The 19,394-nt window shown below is 72.3% G+C and carries 19 protein-coding genes; 5 read left to right on the plus strand and 14 right to left on the minus strand.

The window, feature by feature from the left end; all coding sequences use genetic code 11:
* Positions 1 to 504: 504 nt before the first annotated feature.
* The 5 genes from GEV07_24120 to GEV07_24140 all read right to left on the minus strand — a co-directional run bounded on the left by GEV07_24120 (position 505) and on the right by GEV07_24140 (position 3,218).
* Positions 505 to 750, minus strand: a complete 246-nt coding sequence (locus GEV07_24120) for a hypothetical protein (protein MQA05669.1) — start codon at positions 748 to 750, stop codon at positions 505 to 507.
* A 33-nt stretch (positions 751 to 783) separates the two neighbouring features.
* Positions 784 to 1,566, minus strand: coding sequence for a glycosyltransferase (locus GEV07_24125; protein ID MQA05670.1), 783 nt, complete (start codon positions 1,564 to 1,566; stop codon positions 784 to 786).
* A gap of 165 nt (positions 1,567 to 1,731) precedes the next feature.
* Positions 1,732 to 1,980 carry a hypothetical protein gene (locus GEV07_24130; protein ID MQA05671.1) on the minus strand — a complete coding sequence of 83 codons (249 nt, stop codon included), beginning with the start codon at positions 1,978 to 1,980 and terminating at the stop codon, positions 1,732 to 1,734.
* Positions 1,980 to 2,777, minus strand: coding sequence for a hypothetical protein (locus GEV07_24135; protein ID MQA05672.1), 798 nt, complete (start codon positions 2,775 to 2,777; stop codon positions 1,980 to 1,982). The genes GEV07_24130 and GEV07_24135 overlap by 1 nt, the downstream gene beginning before the upstream one ends.
* A 39-nt stretch (positions 2,778 to 2,816) precedes the next feature.
* The gene (locus GEV07_24140; protein ID MQA05673.1) at positions 2,817 to 3,218 is read right to left on the minus strand and encodes a VOC family protein; all 402 of its coding nucleotides are present in this window, start codon (positions 3,216 to 3,218) and stop codon (positions 2,817 to 2,819) included.
* A gap of 501 nt (positions 3,219 to 3,719) precedes the next feature.
* Here GEV07_24140 and GEV07_24145 point away from each other — a divergent pair.
* Positions 3,720 to 3,965, plus strand: a complete 246-nt coding sequence (locus GEV07_24145) for a hypothetical protein (protein MQA05674.1) — start codon at positions 3,720 to 3,722, stop codon at positions 3,963 to 3,965.
* Between the two features lie 47 nt (positions 3,966 to 4,012).
* Here GEV07_24145 and GEV07_24150 read toward each other — a convergent pair whose 3' ends face one another.
* Positions 4,013 to 5,395 (minus strand): DHA2 family efflux MFS transporter permease subunit, encoded by a 1,383-nt coding sequence (locus tag GEV07_24150; GenBank protein ID MQA05675.1) that lies wholly within the window; start codon positions 5,393 to 5,395, stop codon positions 4,013 to 4,015.
* A gap of 207 nt (positions 5,396 to 5,602) precedes the next feature.
* The gene (locus GEV07_24155; protein MQA05676.1) at positions 5,603 to 7,927 is read right to left on the minus strand and encodes a pyruvate dehydrogenase; all 2,325 of its coding nucleotides are present in this window, start codon (positions 7,925 to 7,927) and stop codon (positions 5,603 to 5,605) included.
* A 258-nt stretch (positions 7,928 to 8,185) separates the two neighbouring features.
* Between GEV07_24155 and GEV07_24160 the strand changes: the two genes are divergently transcribed.
* Together GEV07_24160 and GEV07_24165 are read left to right on the plus strand one after the other, a co-directional pair.
* Positions 8,186 to 9,568, plus strand: coding sequence for an FAD-dependent oxidoreductase (locus tag GEV07_24160; GenBank protein ID MQA05677.1), 1,383 nt, complete (start codon positions 8,186 to 8,188; stop codon positions 9,566 to 9,568).
* On the plus strand, positions 9,565 to 10,803 hold the full coding sequence (locus GEV07_24165) for an NAD(P)-binding protein (GenBank protein ID MQA05678.1): 1,239 nt from the start codon (positions 9,565 to 9,567) through the stop codon (positions 10,801 to 10,803). The genes GEV07_24160 and GEV07_24165 overlap by 4 nt, the downstream gene beginning before the upstream one ends.
* Here GEV07_24165 and GEV07_24170 read toward each other — a convergent pair.
* From GEV07_24170 to GEV07_24185, 4 genes are read right to left on the minus strand one after another with little or no spacing between them, the layout of a single operon-like run.
* A complete protein-coding gene (locus GEV07_24170) occupies positions 10,790 to 11,200 on the minus strand; it encodes a DUF126 domain-containing protein (protein MQA05679.1) in 411 nt (136 codons plus the stop codon). The genes GEV07_24165 and GEV07_24170 overlap by 14 nt on opposite strands.
* A gap of 1 nt (position 11,201) precedes the next feature.
* Complete coding sequence (locus GEV07_24175; protein ID MQA05680.1) at positions 11,202 to 12,458, minus strand: DUF521 domain-containing protein; 1,257 nt, start codon at positions 12,456 to 12,458, stop codon at positions 11,202 to 11,204.
* Positions 12,459 to 12,470: 12 nt separating this feature from the next.
* Entirely contained in the window at positions 12,471 to 12,794 is a 324-nt protein-coding gene (locus GEV07_24180; protein MQA05681.1) for a divalent cation tolerance protein CutA, read from the minus strand.
* Entirely contained in the window at positions 12,791 to 13,762 is a 972-nt protein-coding gene (locus GEV07_24185) for a CoA ester lyase (protein MQA05682.1), read from the minus strand. Before GEV07_24185 ends, GEV07_24180 begins: the two co-directional genes overlap by 4 nt.
* A gap of 79 nt (positions 13,763 to 13,841) precedes the next feature.
* Between GEV07_24185 and GEV07_24190 the strand changes: the two genes are divergently transcribed.
* Complete coding sequence (locus GEV07_24190) at positions 13,842 to 14,804, plus strand: SUMF1/EgtB/PvdO family nonheme iron enzyme (GenBank protein MQA05683.1); 963 nt, start codon at positions 13,842 to 13,844, stop codon at positions 14,802 to 14,804.
* A gap of 7 nt (positions 14,805 to 14,811) precedes the next feature.
* Here GEV07_24190 and GEV07_24195 read toward each other — a convergent pair whose 3' ends face one another.
* Together GEV07_24195 and GEV07_24200 are read right to left on the minus strand one after the other, a co-directional pair.
* Entirely contained in the window at positions 14,812 to 15,969 is a 1,158-nt protein-coding gene (locus GEV07_24195) for an FAD-dependent oxidoreductase (GenBank protein MQA05684.1), read from the minus strand.
* 33 nt (positions 15,970 to 16,002) lie between these two features.
* A complete protein-coding gene (locus GEV07_24200; protein MQA05685.1) occupies positions 16,003 to 16,779 on the minus strand; it encodes a hypothetical protein in 777 nt (258 codons plus the stop codon).
* A 483-nt stretch (positions 16,780 to 17,262) separates the two neighbouring features.
* Here GEV07_24200 and GEV07_24205 point away from each other — a divergent pair, with 483 nt between their 5' ends.
* Positions 17,263 to 17,778, plus strand: a complete 516-nt coding sequence (locus GEV07_24205) for a DoxX family membrane protein (GenBank protein MQA05686.1) — start codon at positions 17,263 to 17,265, stop codon at positions 17,776 to 17,778.
* A gap of 23 nt (positions 17,779 to 17,801) precedes the next feature.
* On the opposite strand, the gene GEV07_24210 is transcribed toward GEV07_24205, so the two are convergent.
* Positions 17,802 to 19,379, minus strand: a complete 1,578-nt coding sequence (locus GEV07_24210) for a protein kinase (protein MQA05687.1) — start codon at positions 19,377 to 19,379, stop codon at positions 17,802 to 17,804.
* Positions 19,380 to 19,394 lie beyond the last annotated feature (15 nt).

Consider the following 19,394-nt stretch of genomic DNA (forward strand, 5'->3'; position numbering starts at 1 on the left):
CCATCGACGGCGGCATCAACATCAGCTGCTCACGATCACACACCACGAAGTTGTAAGCCACGCACCGATTCTTCCGACCGCCACGGACCACGGGCGCCCACGAAACGCGGATCCAGAGCCTGATTCGTGCGACAGCCTCCCCACTGCAGGTATCCGGCGAACAGCAGTGCTACCACCGCCACCGCGATCGCCAGCTCTGCCGTCCAGCGCAGTGGCAGTGGCAGCCGTGTCACGCATTGTGTGCCGGCCGTTGGACGGTGCCGCTGGCCACGACCTGGTTCGCAGGTCGTCCGTCGCCGTGGCCAGCGGCGGGTTGTCTACTGCCGGTTGCGGGCGCTCGGCTTGGGGACGATGCGCAGCAACGCTGCCCCGCAGGCGACCAGTGCGAACGCCGCGAGGGCGAGAAACACGGCGTTGCTGCCGGTGAACGGGAGCAGACCCGCCCCCGCCGTACCGGCACCGGCGATTGCCTTGTCGTACATGTGGTTCCTTTCCTGAGTCGGTTTACCATCTCCGCTCCCGGCGGGTGACCGCACAGGCATACGCCCATGCGTGACATGCCTGGAGGAAGTAATCGAAGACGAGCTCGTACATGGTCGCGGCGGCGAGCATCCGCCTCCAGCCGCGGTACCTGACGGTGACGACGCGCTCGGCGACGAAGATGCCGGTGAGACCGAGCCACACGGGGTGCGCTCCGAGCCTTCCAGTGGTCAGCGCATAGCCGACGGTGACCAGGTAGAGGGTGGACACGACGACGCCGAGCGCGGTGAACGCCTGCCTCCCTCAGTACCGCCAGGTCACGCGAGTCAGCCCGTACTGCGCACAGTTCTCGACCGCACCGCGTTTCCAGCGCAGCCGCTGCTTCCACAGCGCCCGCCAGCTCGGCATCACCTCGGTGCTCAGGGTGCACTCGGGCGGCGCGATCACCTTGTGTCCCAGGTGCAGCAGCGCGAACGTGAGCTCGTTGTCCTCGGTGAGCACCGTCGTGTCGTAGACGCCGCCGCTGCCGTTGCCCGCCGGCAGCCGGCCGTCCAGGCGGGCCTGCGACACCTCGCGCAGGGTGGCGACGGAGAACACCGCCGCGGTGCCGGTGAGCACCAGGCAGCGTCCCCTCCTGCGGTCCACGTTACGTTGGTACCTGGCGTACTCGTTGCGCTGCAGGTGACCGACGAATCCGCCACCGGACCCGCCGCGGAACGTGCCGCCGACACCGCCGTAGCCGCGGTTCAGGTACGTCGCAGCGGCCGCGAGGAACGGCTCGTCGAGAACGCTGTCGGCGTCCATCACCAACAACCGGTCGGTAGGCGACAGCATCGGCAACAACGACTCCAACGCCCAGTTGAGCGCTCCCGCCTTCTTGTCCGGGTTCACCGGCATCTCGAGCACGACGGCGCCCGCCGCGCGCGCCTGGACGGCGGTGTCGTCGGAGCAGTTGTTCGCGACCACCACGACCTCGGCCGGTGGCGCGGTCTGGGCGTGCAGGCCACGTACTGCCGCTGCAATGCCCGCACCCTCGTTGCAGGCAGGAATCACGGCGACCGTGACTGGCAGCAGGCAGGCAGGCATGGTTGGCTACGGCTTTCTCCAAGGGGTGCGAACGCACCGGCGGAGTTGCCGGGCTCGCAGGCAATCAACTCGTTAACGCCGCTACGAGCCCGCAGTGACGCGTAACGGCAGAACTGATAACCTTCGTCCTGAACCCTTGTGAATCAACGCTTTTCGGCAATCGGGTCAGCGATGACGCAGTCGTGCCACCAACGCGCGGTGGTCGCTGCCATCGACGACTCGTGCCGCGGTGCCGAGCACCAGCCACGACGCACGCGGCACGAACACGTGGTCGATGGGAGCCGCAATCGCGGCCGGCGCTGACGCCGGCCAGGTGCCCGCACTGCCGGCGCCCGCAGCGTCCGCTGCGTCCACGCAGCCACCGAGGTCGGCCAGTGGCTCGTGGTCGAGAGTGGCGTTGACGTCACCGAGCACTATGTCCGCGCGCCGTTCCCAGCCAGCGCGGCGGCACGGCTCGCGCCGTCGCGCCAGATGCCCTCCCACGCGCGCGGCGCGGACACCGGCACGAACGGCGGCGGCGTGTGCACCGCGGCGAACGTGGGCCCGTCACCGCGCACCGGCGCGGCAGCGACGGCGTCCAGTGTCGGCTTCGCCCGCGCGACGGTCTCGTACCTGCCCAACGTCGTGCTCACCAGAAGCGACGTGACGCTCGGCCAGGCCAGCTCGCGCGGCACGCCGCCGAACACCTGCATCCGCACGTCGCGCTCGGCCAGGTAGGCAGCGACCTCGTCCGCGAACGTCCGGCTGGTCTCCGGCATCGCCAGCGCCACCGCATGCTCCTCGACGACGAGCTTGCCGACCTCTTCCGGCGAGACCATCTCGTTCAGCGTGTTGACGGTGACGACCGAGATGTCACCAGGCGACGGTGGCGGCAGCTGCCCACCGACACCTCGCAGGGCCGTCGTCGCCAGGTCGAACCCGCCCGCGAGTGCCGCGACGACCAGCAGCCACACCAGGTACCGCCTGCGGGCGACGAGCACGACGCCGGCGAGCACGACCGCGACGACCGACCACGCGATCCCGCGCACAGCTGGGAACGCCGCCAGGTGGAGGAAGCCGGTCACGTCGGACAGGCCGAACAGCTGCGGTCTACTGACGAGCGCGGCTACGGCCAACGGCAGGGCATACGCGCCCGCACACGCGACCACGGTCCAACGCAACGCGGGCCGTCTGCGTACCGGCGCACGCACCGCGGTCTCGGACGACGTCACGGCGCGATGCTACTGGCCCGTCAGGAGTGGCGGTGGCCGTCAGGCGTTCGACCAGTCGCGGTTGCACAGCACCAGCCGGTAGCCGTCCGGGTCCTCGACGGTCACGCCCCAGATGTCCCAGTACGGGTTGTGCGCGGGCACCCGGGTGCCGCCGTGCCGTTCGAGCTGCGCCACCACGGCGGCTGGCACCTGCTCGCCCAGGTTTAGCACCAACAGGTCGTCGGCGGTGGGCCGCGGCTCCACCGCACCGGCCGGGTCGCGCGTGAGCTCCAGATGCCAGGCGGCGTCCGGCCAACCGGCCATCAGCAACGCGTGCTGCCCGGGAGTGCCGTCGGCCGCCTCGCGGTAGAGCACCTGCAGGCCGAGACCGAGCACCCAGAACCCGTGCGCGGCATCGAGGTGGCGCCGACGGGCATGATGGTCCTTCCTTGGTCGACCGATGAGTCCACGTGCGCGCCCGGTCTACCCATCCGACGTGTCACCACCGCGGCTTGGCGGCCGGCATGAACGCCCAGGCGACCGGACGCTATCTCGACGTCCCCGGCGCACGCCGGTACTACGAGGTCCGCGGGTCGTGGTCGGGGTCGGTGCCGCCTCCCCGGCCGCGTTCGCGCAGAGCCTGCGGGCCGCACTCCGGGCAACGGAGAGCGACGCTTCGTAACCGGCGCCCGTCAACACGCTCGAGGTGTCCGGATTGCCGGCGGCTTACGGAATGTCGACCGCGCACCCGTCATGGCGTTGCCACGCTGCGTCTGCGACCGGGATACAAACCGCTACGGCCGTCACGACAATGTCCCGATGTCCGATCGAAGGTACGGCGACACCGAAGAGCTCTCCTACGCGTACCCGCCCGACGACCGGCGGAGGCGACGCACCCGCGACGACTACCGCGACCGCCAGTCACGCGCGCGTACCGTCCGGGTCACGACGACCGTCGCGACGATCATCACCAGCGTCTTCGCCGCCATCCTCGGCCTGCAGATCATCTTCACGTTGCTCGACGCCAACACCGCCAACCCGTTGGTCACCCTGGTGGCCGACCTCTCCTACACGCTGGCCTGGTTCTTCCACGACCTCTTCACACCGGACTTCCCGCAGTTGCGCATGCTGCTCAACTACGGCCTCGCGGCGCTCTTCTGGCTGGGCATCGGCCAGGGGATCTCCGTCCTGGTACGCAGCCTCCGCTGACGCACGGCGCACCGGCGTAGGCGCCCGCTGATCGGGGTAGCGGGCCCCTACCTGCGGGACGAGCGCAGCAGCGACGCGACCGTCCCGGCGGCGACCAGGATGGCAAGCAGCACGAACGCGAACCGGTACGCGTCGGTGAACACGCCGAGCACCGCGTGCGGCAGGTGCGAGAGCTGCCCCGCGTAGGCCGCGGCCTTCGCCTGGTGCGACAGCGGGCTGGTGACGATCGCCAGCCCGAGCGCCGTGCTGACCACCATGCCGGCGTTCTGCAGCATCGACCGCAGCCCGTTCGCGATGCCGCGCCGGGTCGGCCGGACCCTGGCCATGATCGCGCTGGTGTTCGGGGTGAGGAAGAGACCGCTACCCAGCCCGAGCCCGGCCAGCGGTACGGCGAAGTGCGCCCAGGCGGCGCCAGGTTCGATCAGCACGGCCAGGGCGAGCAGGCTCACGCAGGTGGCCAACATCCCGACGGTGGACACGATCCTGGCCGACACCCGCATGGCGATCCGTCCGGCGACCGGCGAGGCGACCATCATGCCGACGGCGACGGCCATCACCTGCAGGCTGGCGTGGAACGCGCTCGCGCCCGTCACCGACTGGACGTACAGCGATACGAGGATCACCGTGGCGAACCGCGCCACCGAGTTCAGGAACGTCGCCAGGAACGCCATCGCCAGCTCCCGGTCGCCGAACAGCGCGAGGTCGACCAGCGGGTACGTCCGGCGCCGCTGCACCCAGAGGAACAGCGGCGTGGACACGACGAAGCAACCGCCGGCGACGAGCACCGCGGGTGCCGTCCACCCCCGTGCGCCGCCCTCGGAGAGCGCGAGCACGAGCGACCCGATCACGACCAGCGACAGGGCCGCACCGACCAGGTCGAACGGTTCCTTGGAACCCGCCGAAGGCACCTTCCGCAACGTCACCGCGGCCCACACCACGCCGACCGCGCCGACCGGCACGTTGAACCAGAAGACCCACCGCCAGTCGAGGACGGTGGCGAAGAAGCCGCCCACGACCGGCCCGAGCACCTGCGCGCTCGACACGAGCATCACGTTCAGCCCGAGCGCCGTGCTCAACAGCCGTGGCGGGAACGCGTCGGCGAGCAGCGCCGTGGTGTTGCTGAGGATGCACGCGCCGCCGATGGCCTGCAGCACCCGCAACCCGATGAGCACAGCCGGGCTCGGCGCCAGCCCGGACGCCAGGCATGCCACCGTAAGCACGGTGAGCCCGCCGACGTAGAGCAACCGGCGACCGAAGATGTCGGCCAGCCGCCCGAACACGAGGATCATCACCGTGTTGGCCAGCATGTACGAGAGCAGGATCCAGTTCGCCTCGGTAGCCGTCGCCCGGAAGTGCCTGGCCACCACCGGCAACGCCACGCTCAGCGTGCTGGTGTTCACCGCCATCAGGAACGCGCCGATGCTCGTCACCGACAGCACCCGCCAGTGGTAGCGACCAGGCGCGGCAGACTCGCCGCCGGGGTAAGTCGGATCGCGATGTCGTCGCCGGAACCGCCGTCCTGCGGGCACCGAGAAACCGCCTCACCCGTTCGGTCACCTTCCCCACCATCAAACCAGATAACTCCGTCTCGGAGCTATCTAGGTGGCAGCGCGGTGGCCGCACGGCGGAGCGAGGCTCTAGGCCGTGACGTCGAGTGCGGCTCGCACGATGCTGTCGGTGTCGATGCCGTGGTACCGGTAGACGTCCTCCAGGGCGCCCGACTGGCCGAAGCCGGTGACGCCGAGCGCGGTGGTGCGCGCCTGGTTGACCGTCGCCAGGAAGGTCAGGGCATGCGGGTGGCCGTCGAGCACCGTCACCAGCGGGGCCGCCCGCGACGCAGGGAACACCTGGTCGAGGATCCACGACTCGGCCTGCTCGTGGCCCTGTCGACCGCGGACGGCGCGGTAGAGCAGGTCCGGACTCGTCACGCACACGACGTCGGCCGGCATGCCGACCTGCGCCAGCCGCTGCGCCGCCGCGAGCGCGTCCGGCACGACGGCGCCCATCGCGGCGATGGTGACCTTCGGCTCGGCCACCCGGTGCAGCACGTACGCGCCGGCGGTGACCTGCCGCCTGCGGCGTTCCCGCGCGGCCGGGTCGACCGGCAGCGCGGCCAGCGTCTGGTCGATCGGCCTGGTGGACAGCCGCAGGTACGCGGAGCTGCCGTCCGGCCGGCCCAGCCGCGCCAGGCTGGCGAGCAGCACCCACTCGGTGTCGATGGCGAACGCCGGCTCGTACGTGACGCAGCCGGCCTGCTCCAACCCGATCGACGGCGTCTTGATCGACTGGTGCGCGCCGCCTTCAGGTGCGAGCGTGACACCCGAAGGGGTGCCGACCACGATCGACTGGCCGCCGGCGTAGATGCCGAACGCCCAGGGTTCGAGCGCCCGCTCGACGAACGGGTCGTACAGCACGCCGATCGGTAGCAGTGGTTCGCCCCAGCGGCTCCAGGTGGCGCCGAGCTCGCTGATCAGCCCGACCAGGTTGCCCTCCGCGATGCCCAGCTCGATGTGCTGGCCGCTGGGTTGTTCCCGCCAGTGCAGCAGCGTCTCCCGGTCGTCGGCGAACCAGTCGCGGCGTTCGCGCGCCGACCACACGCCGACCTTGTTCACCCAGCCGCCGAGGTTCGTGGTGGAGCTGACGTCCGGGCTCACCGTCACCACCCGGCGCGCCGCGTCCGGGGCCTGCCTGGTCAGGTCGAGCAAAGCACGCCCGAGCGCCGCCTGGGTGGTGGCCGTACCCGACGGGGTGCGACCGAAGCCGGTCGGCACGGCGGGTGGCGTCGCTGCCGGCCGTGCGGTCCTGCGCAGCCGGTCGGCGGTCGCCGCACACAGCCGCTGCGCGTCGCCGCCGGCGGGGAACTGGCGCCACGGGTCGTCCGGGTCGGCGCCGAGCCGGGCGGCCAGCTCGCGCATCTGCTCCTCGGTCAGCAGCGACGAGTGGTTCTGCGGGTGGCCGCGCGTCGGCAGCCCCCAGCCCTTGACGGTGTACGCGAAGATGACCGTGGGCACCGAGTCGTCGATCGCCGCGAACGCCTGGTCGAGCGCTCCGAGGTCGTGTCCGCCGAGGTTCGCGAACGCGTCCACCAGCCCGTCGTCGTCGAGCTGCTCGATCAGCTGCGCGATCGCCTGCGCGTCAGGTCCGGTGCCCGGCAGCCGCTCACGTAGCTCGGTCGCGTCGCAGCGCAGCAACCGCTGGTACTCCGGGTTGGTCATCTCGTCGATCCGGCGGCGTAGCGCGTCGCCGCCCGGCCGCGCCATGACGGCCTCGAGCCGCTGGCCGTACTTGAGGGTGAGCACCTGCCAGCCGGCCGCGCCGAACAGGCCCTGCAGCTTCTCCGCCGCGATGTTCGGCACCACCCGGTCGAGCGACTGCCGGTTCAGGTCGACGATCCACACGATCTCGCCGAGCTCCGCGACCGCCGGGTCGAGGATCGCCTCCCAGACGGCACCCTCGTCCAGCTCGGCGTCACCGACGAGCGAGAACTGCCGGCCGCTGCCCGCTCCCCCGACGGCCGTGTCGACGTACCGGCGCGACAGTGCGCCCCAGATCGGCGCGGTGGCACCGATGCCGACGGAGCCGGTCGAGTAGTCCACCGGGTCCGGGTCCTTCGACCTGCTCGGGTAGCTCTGCAGCCCGCCGAAGTCGCGCAGCCTTGGCAGGTACGAGGCGTCGAGCGCGCCCAGCAGGTAGTTGATCGCGTGCAGCACCGGCGACGCGTGCGGCTTCACCGACACCCGGTCCTCCGCGCGCAAGTGCCTGAACCACAGCGACGTCATGATCGACACCATCGACGCCGACGACGCCTGGTGCCCGCCGACCTTCAGCCCGGACGGGTTCTGCCGCACCCGGTTCGCCTGGTCGACGATCGCCGTCGCGAGCCAGAGCACCCGGTCCGCGACCTCGTTCAGCACGGTGTCTTCGCTGCTCACCGTGGACTTGCTGGTGACGGGCACGCTCATCGGCCGACTCCTCGGGGTTCGCTCACTGCGATCGAACTACGGATCGCCGACAGTTGTCGAGAGCACGCCCACCAGGCGAACACCGCGCCCGGTAGGCTGTGGCCGCCCACGGCGGTCCACTCTCGCGTAGCCGGCCGGCTGTGGGGTGTCGCCACCGCGGGTGGCAGCTCGACGAATCCATGGGGGAAGCCGGCGTACCCGCCGGTCGGCGGTGGCGCGCTGCCGCTGTCAGGGACCCGAGGAGATGGAGCCAAGCCCGTGGCTGAGCCCTTCGACGTCGCCATCATCGGTGCCGGCGTCGTCGGCACCGCCGTCGCATGCGAGCTCGCCGGCACGGGGCTGCAGGTCGTGCTGCTCGACGCCGGCGCCGACGTGGGCACCGGCACCAGCAGGGCCGCCAGCGGCATCCTGCACACCGGCTTCGACGCGACGCCGGGCACGCTCGAGGCACGACTGGTCGCCCGCGGACACCACCTGCTCGCCGCGCACGCCACCCGTACGGGCATCCCGGTCGAGCGGTGCGGTGCGTTGCTGGTCGCCTGGACGGCCGACGAGTTCGCCTCGCTTGCCAGTGTACGCGACACCGCGGAACGCAACGGCTACCGGGGATGCGAGATCGTCGGCGCCGCCGAGGTCTACCTGCGCGAGCCACAGCTCGGCCCCGGCGCGCGCGGCGGTATGTGGGTGCCGGACGAGGCCGTCGTCTGCGGCTGGACGACCACGCTCGCGTACGCGACCGAGGCGGTGCAGCGCGGCGTCGAGCTGCGGCTGCGGCACGAGGTGCAGGCGGTGCGGGTCGAGCCGGCGGACACAGCGCTGCTGACCAACCACGGCACGGTCCGGGCGCGGTGGGTGGTGAACGCCGCCGGCCTCGGCGCCGACACCGTGGACCGGATGCTCGGCCACCGCAGGTTAGCTGTCACCACACGGCGTGGCGAGGTGCTGGTCTTCGACCGGCTCGCCCGGCCGTTGGTGAACCACATCGTGCGACCGGTGCCGGCCGCGAGCGACCAGGTGCCGGTCAGCCCCACGGTCTACGGCACCGTACTGCTCGGCCCGACGTCCGGCGACGTGGCGGAGCGGACCACACCGGAGACGACCGAGCGCGGCATCGGGCAGCTGCTCGCCGCGGGCCGCCGGTTGATGCCCGGCCTGGTCGCCGAGGAGGTCACCGCGAGCTACGCCGGTCTGCACGCGGCGACCGACAGGCGTGACTACGTCGTGGCGGTCGACGCCGACCAGCGCTACCTGCTGCTCGGCGGGTTCGGCTCGACCGGCCTGACCGCGTCGATGGCACTGGCCGAGCACACCAGGCAGCTGCTGGCCGACGCGGGGCTGCGGGTCGGCCGGCGCGCGAGCCACCCGGCACCGCCGCGGCTGCCGAACCTCGGCGAGACCGGCCCGCGCCCGTACCAGCAGGCCGACCACATCGCCGCCGACCCCGACTACGGCCGGATCGTGTGCTACTGCGAGCGGGTGAGCCACGGCGAGATCCGCGACGCCCTGCAGGCGGCGATACCGCCGACCGACCTCGGCGGGCTGCGGCGCCGCACCCGGGCGATGGCCGGCAGCTGCCAGGGCAGCTACTGCGGCGCGGAGCTGGCGACCCTGTTCAACACGGCCAGGCGGGGCGAGAAGTGACCGGCGAGACCACGCTCAACCCAGCGGTGGCCGTCGTCGGCGCCGGCCCCGGCGGTCTCACCGCGGCCAGGGAGCTCGCTGCCAGCCGGTCCGGGCAGGTGCTCGTGCTCGAGCGCAACGGTCAGCCAGGCGGGGCACCGCACTACAGCCACCAGCTCGGCTACGGCCTGCGCGACCTCGGCCGGCTGCTCTCCGGCCCCGGCTACGCGCGGCAGCTGGCCGCCGCCGCCCACCGGGCGGGTGCGGCGATCCGTACCGACGCGACGGTCACCGGCTGGGTCGGCGAGCGCACCCTGCAGGTCACCACGCCGCAGGGGCTGCTGCACGTGCAGGCGCAGGCCGTGGTGCTCGCCACCGGCGCGCGGGAACGGCCGCGGCCCGCGCGGCTGGTGCCGGGCACCCGGCCGGCCGGCGTGTACACGACCGGGCAGCTGCAGCGCTTGGTGCATGCGTACCGCAGGTTCGTCGGCAGGCACGCGGTGGTCGTCGGCGCCGATCCGGTCAGCTGGTCGGCAGTGCTGACGCTGCGCGAGGCCGGCGCGCACACCGTCCTCATGACCACCGAGCAGCAGCACTTGCCCGCCTACTCGGTCGCCGGCCGGGTGCTGCTGCGGACACCGGTCGCGCCTGGCACCCGGGTGGTGCGGATCCTCGGCGAGCGCACCGTCGAGGGCGTCGAGGTCGAGGACGCCGCCGGCGGCCGCCGCATCGTCGACTGCGACTGCGTGGTCTTCACCGGGGACTGGGTGCCGGAACACGAGCTGGCCAGGTCGGCGCGACTCGAGCTGGCCGCAGGCTCCCGCTCCCCGAGCGTCGACGGCGCACTGCGTACGAGCAGGCCCGGCGTCTTCGGTGCGGGCGACCTGCTGCACCCGGTCGCCACCGCCGGCTTCGCCGCGCTCGACGGCCGGCACGTCGCACGCTCGGTGCTGGCCTGGCTCGACGGCAACGCCGGCCCGCGCGAGAGCGTACGCCTGGTCGCCGAGGCACCACTGCGGTGGGTGACGCCGACGGCGGTGCGTCCCGGCGACCCACCGCCGCCGCGCGGCCAGCTGCTGGCGTGGACCGACGAGTTCCGCGCCAGGCCCACGGTCGTCGTCCGCCAGGGCGACGCGGAGCTGACCAGCCGCCGACTCCCCCGCCCGGCTTGGCCGGGCCGGGCGGTGCGGGTGCCCGCGGCCCTGCTGCGTGCCGCAGACCCCACCGCCGGCGAGGTGCGGATCAGCCTGCGCTGACCCGCAACCGGCCCGGTTCGCCGTCGGCGAGTACCGCCGCCCACCCCGACGTCGGCAGCCCGGACAGGTCGGTGACCACGAGGGCGGGCATGGCCACGGCGTAGAGCTCGGCGGCGACCAGGGCGCCGAGCACGATGATCGGGTCGGCGCGGGTCAGCACTACGGCCGCGGGAGCGGTGCCGGCCCGCAGCTGCTCAGCGACTACCGAGGTGGACGAGCTCGAGCCCTTCGCCGGCGGCATCACCACCACCCGGCCGGTGAGCCGCTGGCCGCACTGCGGGTGGGTGGCGTCCACGATGGTGCCGGTGGCGTCGACGCCGCCCCAGAACGACAGCGGCGCGTCGAGCACGAGCAGCTCGCCGGTCGCAGTGCCGCCGTGCAGCACCCGGCCGGTCAGCTCAACGCCACAGTGCCGCGTCACGGCGCACCCGTCCGTCCCGCGCCGACGCCACGCACTCCGCCAGCGAGCCGAGCACCACGGCGACACCGATGTTCGTGGGCGCGTACGACGCCCACTTGCCCGAGTTCGTCATCACCACCCGCACACCGGGGTCGAGCACCGGCGCGACGTACGTACACGTGTCGACGAGGATCCGTACGCCCACGCGCTCGCACAGGTGCGCGTAGCCGAGCTCCGTCACCTCGTCGAGCACGGCACGGCTGGTCGACACGTAGCAGCTGACGTCTTGCTGTACAGGGCCGCCCACCGCGAGCAGCTCGCTCAGCTCGGCGAACTCGGCGACGGAGAAGTGCGGGGTGCCGAGACTCACGGCGTCGATGCGGTCGGTGCCCGCGGTGCTCAGCTCGTCGTGCACCTGCGCCAGGTCGGCGGTGGCCAGCGCGGTCTCGGTCACCGCGCCGTCGGCCGGCCACACGGCGTCGAGCGTCGGCGCCTCCGGGGTCACGCCGACCACGTGGAACAGCCCGACGCCGCCGGCGGACGCCGCCGCCGCGCCGAACGCCTTCAACCGCTCCTCCGGCACGGCCGACCGCACCCCGACGACCGCGGGCACACCGGTGCCGGCCAGCCGGCCCACCGCGTACCCGAGCGCCGCCCAGCCGACGTCGGTGTCGAGCAGCGCCTGCGACACGGACGAGACATCGACCACCAGCCGCGCCTTCCGGTGCTCCGTGCGGTGCAGGCCCGCGTCCGGCACCCGGCCGACGATCGCCGCGCTGATGTCCAGGAAGTCGCCGTAGCGGTCGGTGCGCGCGCCGAGCACCGAGTTCACGAACGCCACCGCGTTCGACTCCGCCCACGCGACGTGGCTGCCGAACTCGGGCCGATGGGTCAGCTGGTACGGCGCGCACGTCCAGGTGGGCCGGCAGCCGAGCGCGACGTACGCGTCCATCAGCTCCCGCGCCGGCTCGGTGTCCGCCGTCCTGCGTACGAGCCCAGGGTGCAGCAGGTCGAGCGACCCGACGTTCAGCGTGGTCGGCACGGACACCTGCCCGCCGAGCTCCACCAGCCGGCGCGCGAAGTCCAGACCCGCCCGGCCGTGGTAGAGGCAGCCGTCCACGTGCGCAGACTCGACCGGCAGCAGCCGTGGCGCGTCGACGGCGCGGGCGAGGCCGAGCACGATCCGCATGGCCATGGTGGCCCCCGCGCCGGCGTCGCCGGCACGGATCGCGCGCTCCTCGTCGGTCAGCCGCACCGGTGCTCCGGTTCAGCCACCACGCGTCTCGGCGGTGACCCACTGCAGGTACCCGGGGTGCCCGCCCACGACCGGCACCGCGACGATCTCCGGCACCTCGTACGGGTGCACGTCGCTCAGGTGCGCGACCAGGTCGTCCAGCCGGTCCGCGGCCGTCTTCAGCACCAGCAGCCACTCCTCGTCGGTGGTCGCAGCGCCCTCCCACCAGTACGTGCTGCGGATGGGTCCGACCAGCTGCGCGCAGGCCACCAGCCGCGCGTTCACCACCGCCTCGGCGAGCTCCGCGGCCCCACGCTCACTGTCGATCGTGGTCTCCACCCGCACGTGCTCGCTCATCGCTGTCCCTTCGCCGAAGGCGGGGTGAACGTAGACGTACGGACCATACCGGCCGCCCGGCCCTTCGCCGCGATCACCAGCGCCATCTTCCGCGAGGCCTCGTCGATCATCTCGTCGCCCAGCATGACCGCGCCGCGGTGGCCACCTGCGGCCGAGGTGTGCCACTCGTACGCCTCGAGCACCAGCTCCGCGTGGTCGTAGTCCGCCTGCGACGGCGAATACAGCTCGTTGACGACGTCCACCTGGTTCGGGTGCAGCACCCACTTGCCGTCGAAGCCGAGCGCCGCCGACCGGCCGGCCACCCGACGCAGCCCGTCGGCATCCTGGATCTGCAGGTAGGGACCGTCGATCGCCTGCACGCCCGCGGCACGCGCCGCGGCGAGGATGCGCATCAACGGGTAGTGGTACGCGTCGCCGACGTCGTAGCCGGCGGGCTGCTCGCCCACGACCAGCGACCGCATGTTCATGCTCGCCATGAAGTCGGCCGGCCCGAAGATCACCGCCTCCACCCGCGGTGACGCGGCCGCGATCGCGTCCACGTCGGCGAGGCCCTTGGCGTCCTCGATCTGCGGCTCCACGCCGATGCTGCCTACCGGCAGCCCGTTCGCGCGCTCCACCTGGCTGAGCAGCAGGTCGAACGCGGTGACCTGGTCGGCCGAGCTGACCTTCGGCAGGATGAAGCCGTCCAGGTTCGCGCCCGCGCGCTCCACCACCTCGATGACGTCGCGGTAGGTCCACTGCGTGGTCCAGTCGTTCACCCGCACCATCCGGGTGCAGTCCCAGCCGCCGGCGGCGAGCGCCTCGCCGACGGTCTTGCGGGCCGCCTCCTTCGCGTCCGCGGCGACGGCGTCCTCCAGGTCGAGGAACATCTCGTCGACGGCCAGCGACTTGGACTTCTCGATCATGCGCTCGCTGCTGCCTGGCACGGCCAGGCAGCTGCGACGCGAGCGGTACGGACGACCCGGCACGAGCACACCTCCACGTGATCTCAGGCTGGCAGTGTAGGAGCTGAGTGACCCGATCCGTTGGTTCTGCGAGACTGGTCACATGGCCGACAGCTGCTGCACACCCGGCCGCGCGGACACCGGCCCGACGGCATCGGCGACCACCGCGCCGCCGCGACCGAGCAAGCGACGCAAGTCGCGCACGACGGCCGGCACGGTGCTGGTACCCGCAGGCACGTTCCTGATGGGCGGCGACGACGCGGACGCGAACCCGCACGACGGCGAAGGACCCGTGCGATGGGTGACCCTGCCGGCGTTCAGGATCGACACGTGCTCGGTCACCAACCGGCAGTTCGCGGCGTTCGTCAAGGACACCGGCTACGTCACGGAAGCCGAGCAGTTCGGCTGGTCGTTCGTCTTCGGCGGGCTGCTCCCCCGCGAGCTGCAGCAGGCGCAGCTGCCCTACCCGCAGGAGGCGCCGTGGTGGCGCGGCGTGGAGGGCGCGACCTGGCGCACGCCGGAGGGGCCGGACACCTCGCTCGACGGCCGCGACCAGCACCCGGTGGTGCACGTCTCCTGGCACGACGCCGCCGCGTACGCGGAGTGGGCAGGCAAGCGGCTACCCACCGAGGCGGAGTGGGAGTGCGCGGCGCGCGGCGGCCGCGAGCAGACCCGCTACCCGTGGGGCGACGAGCTGCGGCCGAAGGACCGCTGGCGGCTCAACATCTTCCAGGGCCAGTTCCCCACCCGCAACACCGTCGAGGACGGCCACCGCGGCACGGCGCCGGTGCAGGCGTTCACCGCGAACGACCTCGGCCTGTACAACGTGGTCGGCAACGTCTGGGAGTGGTGCGCGGACTGGTTCACCACCGAACACCCCGGCGACGCGGACGGCCCGCTGGACACCCCCACCGGGCCGGCGTCGGGCGAGGAGAAGGTGATGCGGGGCGGCTCGTACCTGTGCCACGACTCGTACTGCAACAGGTACCGGCTCGCCGCACGCACGAAGAACACCCCGGACTCGTCGTCGGGCAACCAGGGCTTCCGCTGCGCCCTCGACGCGTAGCCACCGGTCAGACGACGTTGCGCTCCGGGCGGGCCTGCGCGTGCGCGAACCTGCGCGCGTCCAGTGCGGACACGTCCACGGACGGTGTGCGGCCGAGCACCAGGTCGCGCATCACCTCACCGACCGCCGGTCCCTGCAGGAAGCCGTGCCCGGAGAAGCCGGTGGCGTAGAAGAACCCGCGCACCTGCTCGGCCTCCCCGACGAGCGCGTTGTGGTCCGGGCTCACCTCGTACAGCCCGGCCCACCGGTGCGCGACACCGACATCGGCCAGCCGCGGCGCACGGTGCGCGACGGCCTCCGCCAGCCGGGCCAGCCACCCGTCGTCGGGATGCACGTCGAAGCCGAACTCGTCGGCCGGGTCCGGCATCCCCATCAGCACCCCAGGCCCCTCCTGGTGGAAGTAGAAGCTGGTGCTGAAGTCGATGGTGAACGGCAGCCGCGGCAGCAGGTCTGGCACCGGCTCGGTGACCACGATCTGCCGGCGCAGCGGGCGCACCGGCAGCTCCACGCCGGCCATCTCGCCCAGCGCCGCCGACCACGCGCCCGCCGCGCACACGACCGCGTCGGCCGCGATTGCACCCTGCGATGTGCTGATCCCGGTGACCCGGCCGTCCGTGACCACGACGTCGGTGACCGCGCAGTGCCGTCTCACCACGGCGCCGTGGGCGCGGGCGGCGTTCGCGTACCCCTGCACCACGGACTCCGGCGTGCAGTGCCCGTCGCGCGGCGAGAACGCGGCAGCGACCAGCCCGTCGGTGACGATGTACGGCGACAGCTCGGCCGCCTCGCGTACTTCCAGCAACCGGCTCGGCACCCCGAACTCGTGCTGCAGCGCGATGCTCTGCTCGAACGCGGCGACGTCCGCCTGGTCGTCCAGCAGGAACAGGTACCCGTGCTGCGCCAGGTCGATCTCGCCACCGGGCCGTTCGGCGAACCGCTCGAACGCGTCCAGGCTGCGCAGGCCGAGCTGGATGTTCACCGGGTCGGAGAACTGGGCGCGCACCCCGCCCGCGGCCCGCGAGGTGCTGCCGGAGGCGAGCTCGTCACGCTCGACCAGGACCACGTCCGCACCGGCTTCCGCGAGGTGGAACGCCGTGCTGACCCCGACGACCCCGCCCCCGACGACCACGACATCCGCACGCTCGGGCAACCCGCTGGCACTCATGGCGCCATCATCTCGCGTCGACCGGGTGTCGGCTCAACCCGAGTACTCGAAGTGCCAGGGCTCCTGGATGGTGCTCCGCGCCCAGGCCGGGTGGTACCAGCCGAAACGCGGCCCGTTGGCGCGCATCCAGTTGTGCTGCGGCGTGCCGAAGCTGCTCACCCCGCACCCGAGGTCCACGGCCTGACCAAGCCCGTGGTTGGACGTGCCGGGCACGGCGGCGTAGCCGGGCGCCATGGTGGCGTACAGCTGTTGCTGCTTCCACAGCGGCCGGTACGCGCTGTTCACGCAGATGTCGGAGCCGAAGTGCGCCCGGTACGCGTCGTTGAGCCGGTAGAACGCGCGAGCCGCGTCCGCCCTGAGGTACCAGCCGGCCTGCGGCAGCGGGCACAGCGCGGACGTCGGGATCAGCCCGTTCGGGTAGTTCAGCGACGAGGACGCGTTGCACGCGATGGAGCCGCCGCCACCACCGCTACCGCCACCGCCGCCACCGCCGCCGCCGATGGACTTCGCCCGCTCGGCGCGCTTCTTCGCCGCGATCTTCGCCAGCCGCTTGCGCTCCTTCGCCTCGAGCGCGCGTACCCGCTTGGCCACCTCGTCGACCTTCGCCACGGCCTTGGTCAGTGCGGCGGTGGACTTCTTCGACTTGGCGCGCAGCACGTTCGTCTGCTGCTGCAGCGCGGCCTCCAGGGACGTCGCCTTCCGCTCCGCGCGCTTGGCCTGCCGCGCGAACACGTTCGCGGCGATCTGCTCGGCCTCGAAGCTCTCCAGCTTCGACGCCTGCTGGTCGTAGACCTGGTCGATGTCGGCCATGCCGCGGGCCTGCGCCAGCGGGTCGCCCGAGCTCACGCCGGCGGCCAGTGCCGTCGAGGAGTCGAGCGGGCTCTGGTACGTGCTCGCCACCAGCTGGGACACCACGCGGCGCTTCTCCGCCACCTGCTTCTTCGCGGTCGCGGCCACGGCGGCCTTCGCCGCCGCGTCCTTCTTGGCCTTGGCCAGCTGCTTCTTCGACGCTTCCCACTTGGCCGTGCCGACGAGCAGTTCGTTGCGTGCGGCCTTCGCCTTGGTTCGCAGCGCCGACTCGGCCTTCGCCAGCTTGCGGAGTTCGCCCTTGTGCTGGTCGGCCCGGTCACCCGGCGTCTGGCTCGCCTGAACCCCCGGGCCATGCATGAGCACCAGCGACGCCGGGAGCGCCAGCGCGGTCGCCAGCACAGCCAGGCGCCGCCGTACAGGTGTACGGCGCACCGTTACCGCCTCCAGTAATCTCTCGGGGAAGGAGAGGCTGGGCGTTACGTTATGACAGACTCAGCGAGATCCCTGGCATTTCCGCCGCCGTGGCGTGAAAATGCGTCGACGACGCCGCATACGCGAGGAGTGATCATGCTGGTGCGCAAAGTGGCCAGATCCGCCATTGCGTCCCTGTTCGTGGTGAGCGGCGTCGACGTGCTCCGGAACCCGGAGCCGCGGGTCCGCAAGGCCAAGGCACTGCTCGTGCCGCTCGGCGTGCCCGAGGAGTACGTCTCCCCGCTGACCTTGGCCGACGCCGCCGCCAAGGTGGGCGCCGGCCTGGCACTGGCCACCGGCAGGACGCCCAGGCTCGCCGCGCTCGCGCTCGTCGCCGGCCTGGTCCCGACCACGCTCGCCGGCCACCGGTTCTGGGAGCACGAGGACCCCAAGGAGCGCGCCAACCACCGCACCCACTTCCTGAAGAACGTCGCGCTGCTCGGCGGCCTGGTCATCACGTCCCTGGACGTAGAAGGCCGCGAGTCGCTACCCCACCGGGTAGCCCGCTCGATGCCCTGGCGCGACTGACCCACCAACCGCGGGCCGCGAGGTCAGGCGAAGAACTGGTGCTGCTTCAGCCAGCTGACCAGGCCGCCGATCACCGACTGGGGGCCGCCGTGGAACGGTGACCAGTTCACCGGGCCGCTGGCTGCGTCGAGCAGCAGGGCCGCCAGGATCGCCGTCAGCATCAGGGCGGTGACCACGATCACCGGCGGCCGGCCGGTGACCGTACGAACCAGGCGCCTGGTGCCGGCGCGCAGGCTCTCGCCCTCGATGCCCCACCAGGCGAGCAGGACGGTCGCGCCGACGAACAGGCCCGCCATCACGTGCGTGTTCCCCATCGGCAGGAAGGCGGGCGCGAAGAGCACCATGATGATCCCCGCCGCCAGGCCGCCGAGGCCGGCAAGCGGCAACGTCACCGCGGTGAAGAACGCCGACCTGGCGACGTGCAGCGGCAACGCGGAGACCGCCACCACCATGTCGGACCTGCCGATCCCCCGTCGTTCTCTGCGGTCGCGGATGAACCATCGCTGTCGGTCCACGGTACGGGCGACGATGAACGCAAGGCACAGCATGCTGAGCGTGAGGAACGGCGCGCTCGCCCCGGCCGCCGCCGCGATCAGCAGCAGCAACAGCGTGAACACCGGCCGCGGCCGCAGGAACCGCGGCAGCCGCTCCGGCCACGGCGGGCGCTGGCCGTGCGGGTGCGCAACACGCTGCTGCTCGGGGGCGTGCGTCAGCTGCCTGGTCGGCGCGGGACCCACCGTGCCCACCGTGGGCGGCACCTGTGGCCGGTCGCTCCCAGGCGGCAGCAGGCGCGCCACGTCCGGACGGCCGATCAGCGCGGCGAGCTCGGCCGGCCGCGGGCGCTCGCCCGGGTGCTGCGCCATCGCACGCCGCAGTACTGGCAGCAGCCAGTCGGGTACACCGGCCAGGTCCGCGCGGCCGGTGGTCACCCGGTACGCCACCGCCTGGAATGGGCCGCGGCCGAACGGCGGCCGCCCGGTCGCCGCGAACGCCATGGTGGCCGCCCAGGAGTGGATGTCCGACGCCCAGCTGGCCGGCTGCCCGTCGAGCACCTCGGGCGCGAGATAGCCGGGCGTGCCGATCAGCAGGCCGGTGGACGTCAGCCGCGTCTCGTCGGCGACCTGGGCGATGCCGAAGTCGATCACCACCGGGTTACCGCGCACCATCAGCACGTTGCCCGGTTTCAGGTCCCTGTGCACGACGCCGGCGGCGTGGATCGCGCGCAGCGCCTCCGCCAGCCCGTGGCCGAGCCTGGCCAGCTCCGCGTCCTGCAGCGGGCCGTGGTCGGCGACCACGCGGTACAGCGGCGGCCCGTCGATGTACGTGGTGGCGACGTACGGCGGGTTGCCGGTCACGTCGGCGTCCAGCACCTCGGCCACCCAGGGGCCGTGGACGCGCCGCATCGCCCGGACCTCCCGGGCGAACCGGTCCCTGCCCTCCTGGTCACCCGCGACGTGCGGGCGCAGCACCTTCACTGCCGCCGACCGGCCGCGGGCGTCCACGCCGTGGTACACGACGCCCATGCCGCCCTCGCCGAGCTGTGACCGCAGCTGGTAGCCGCCCACCTGCCGGATGGGCGTGGTCATACTGTCCCCGGTCACCGCTCCACCGTACCT

The sequence above is a fragment of the Streptosporangiales bacterium genome (assembly GCA_009379825.1).
Lineage (GTDB): Bacteria > Actinomycetota > Actinomycetes > Streptosporangiales > WHST01 > WHST01.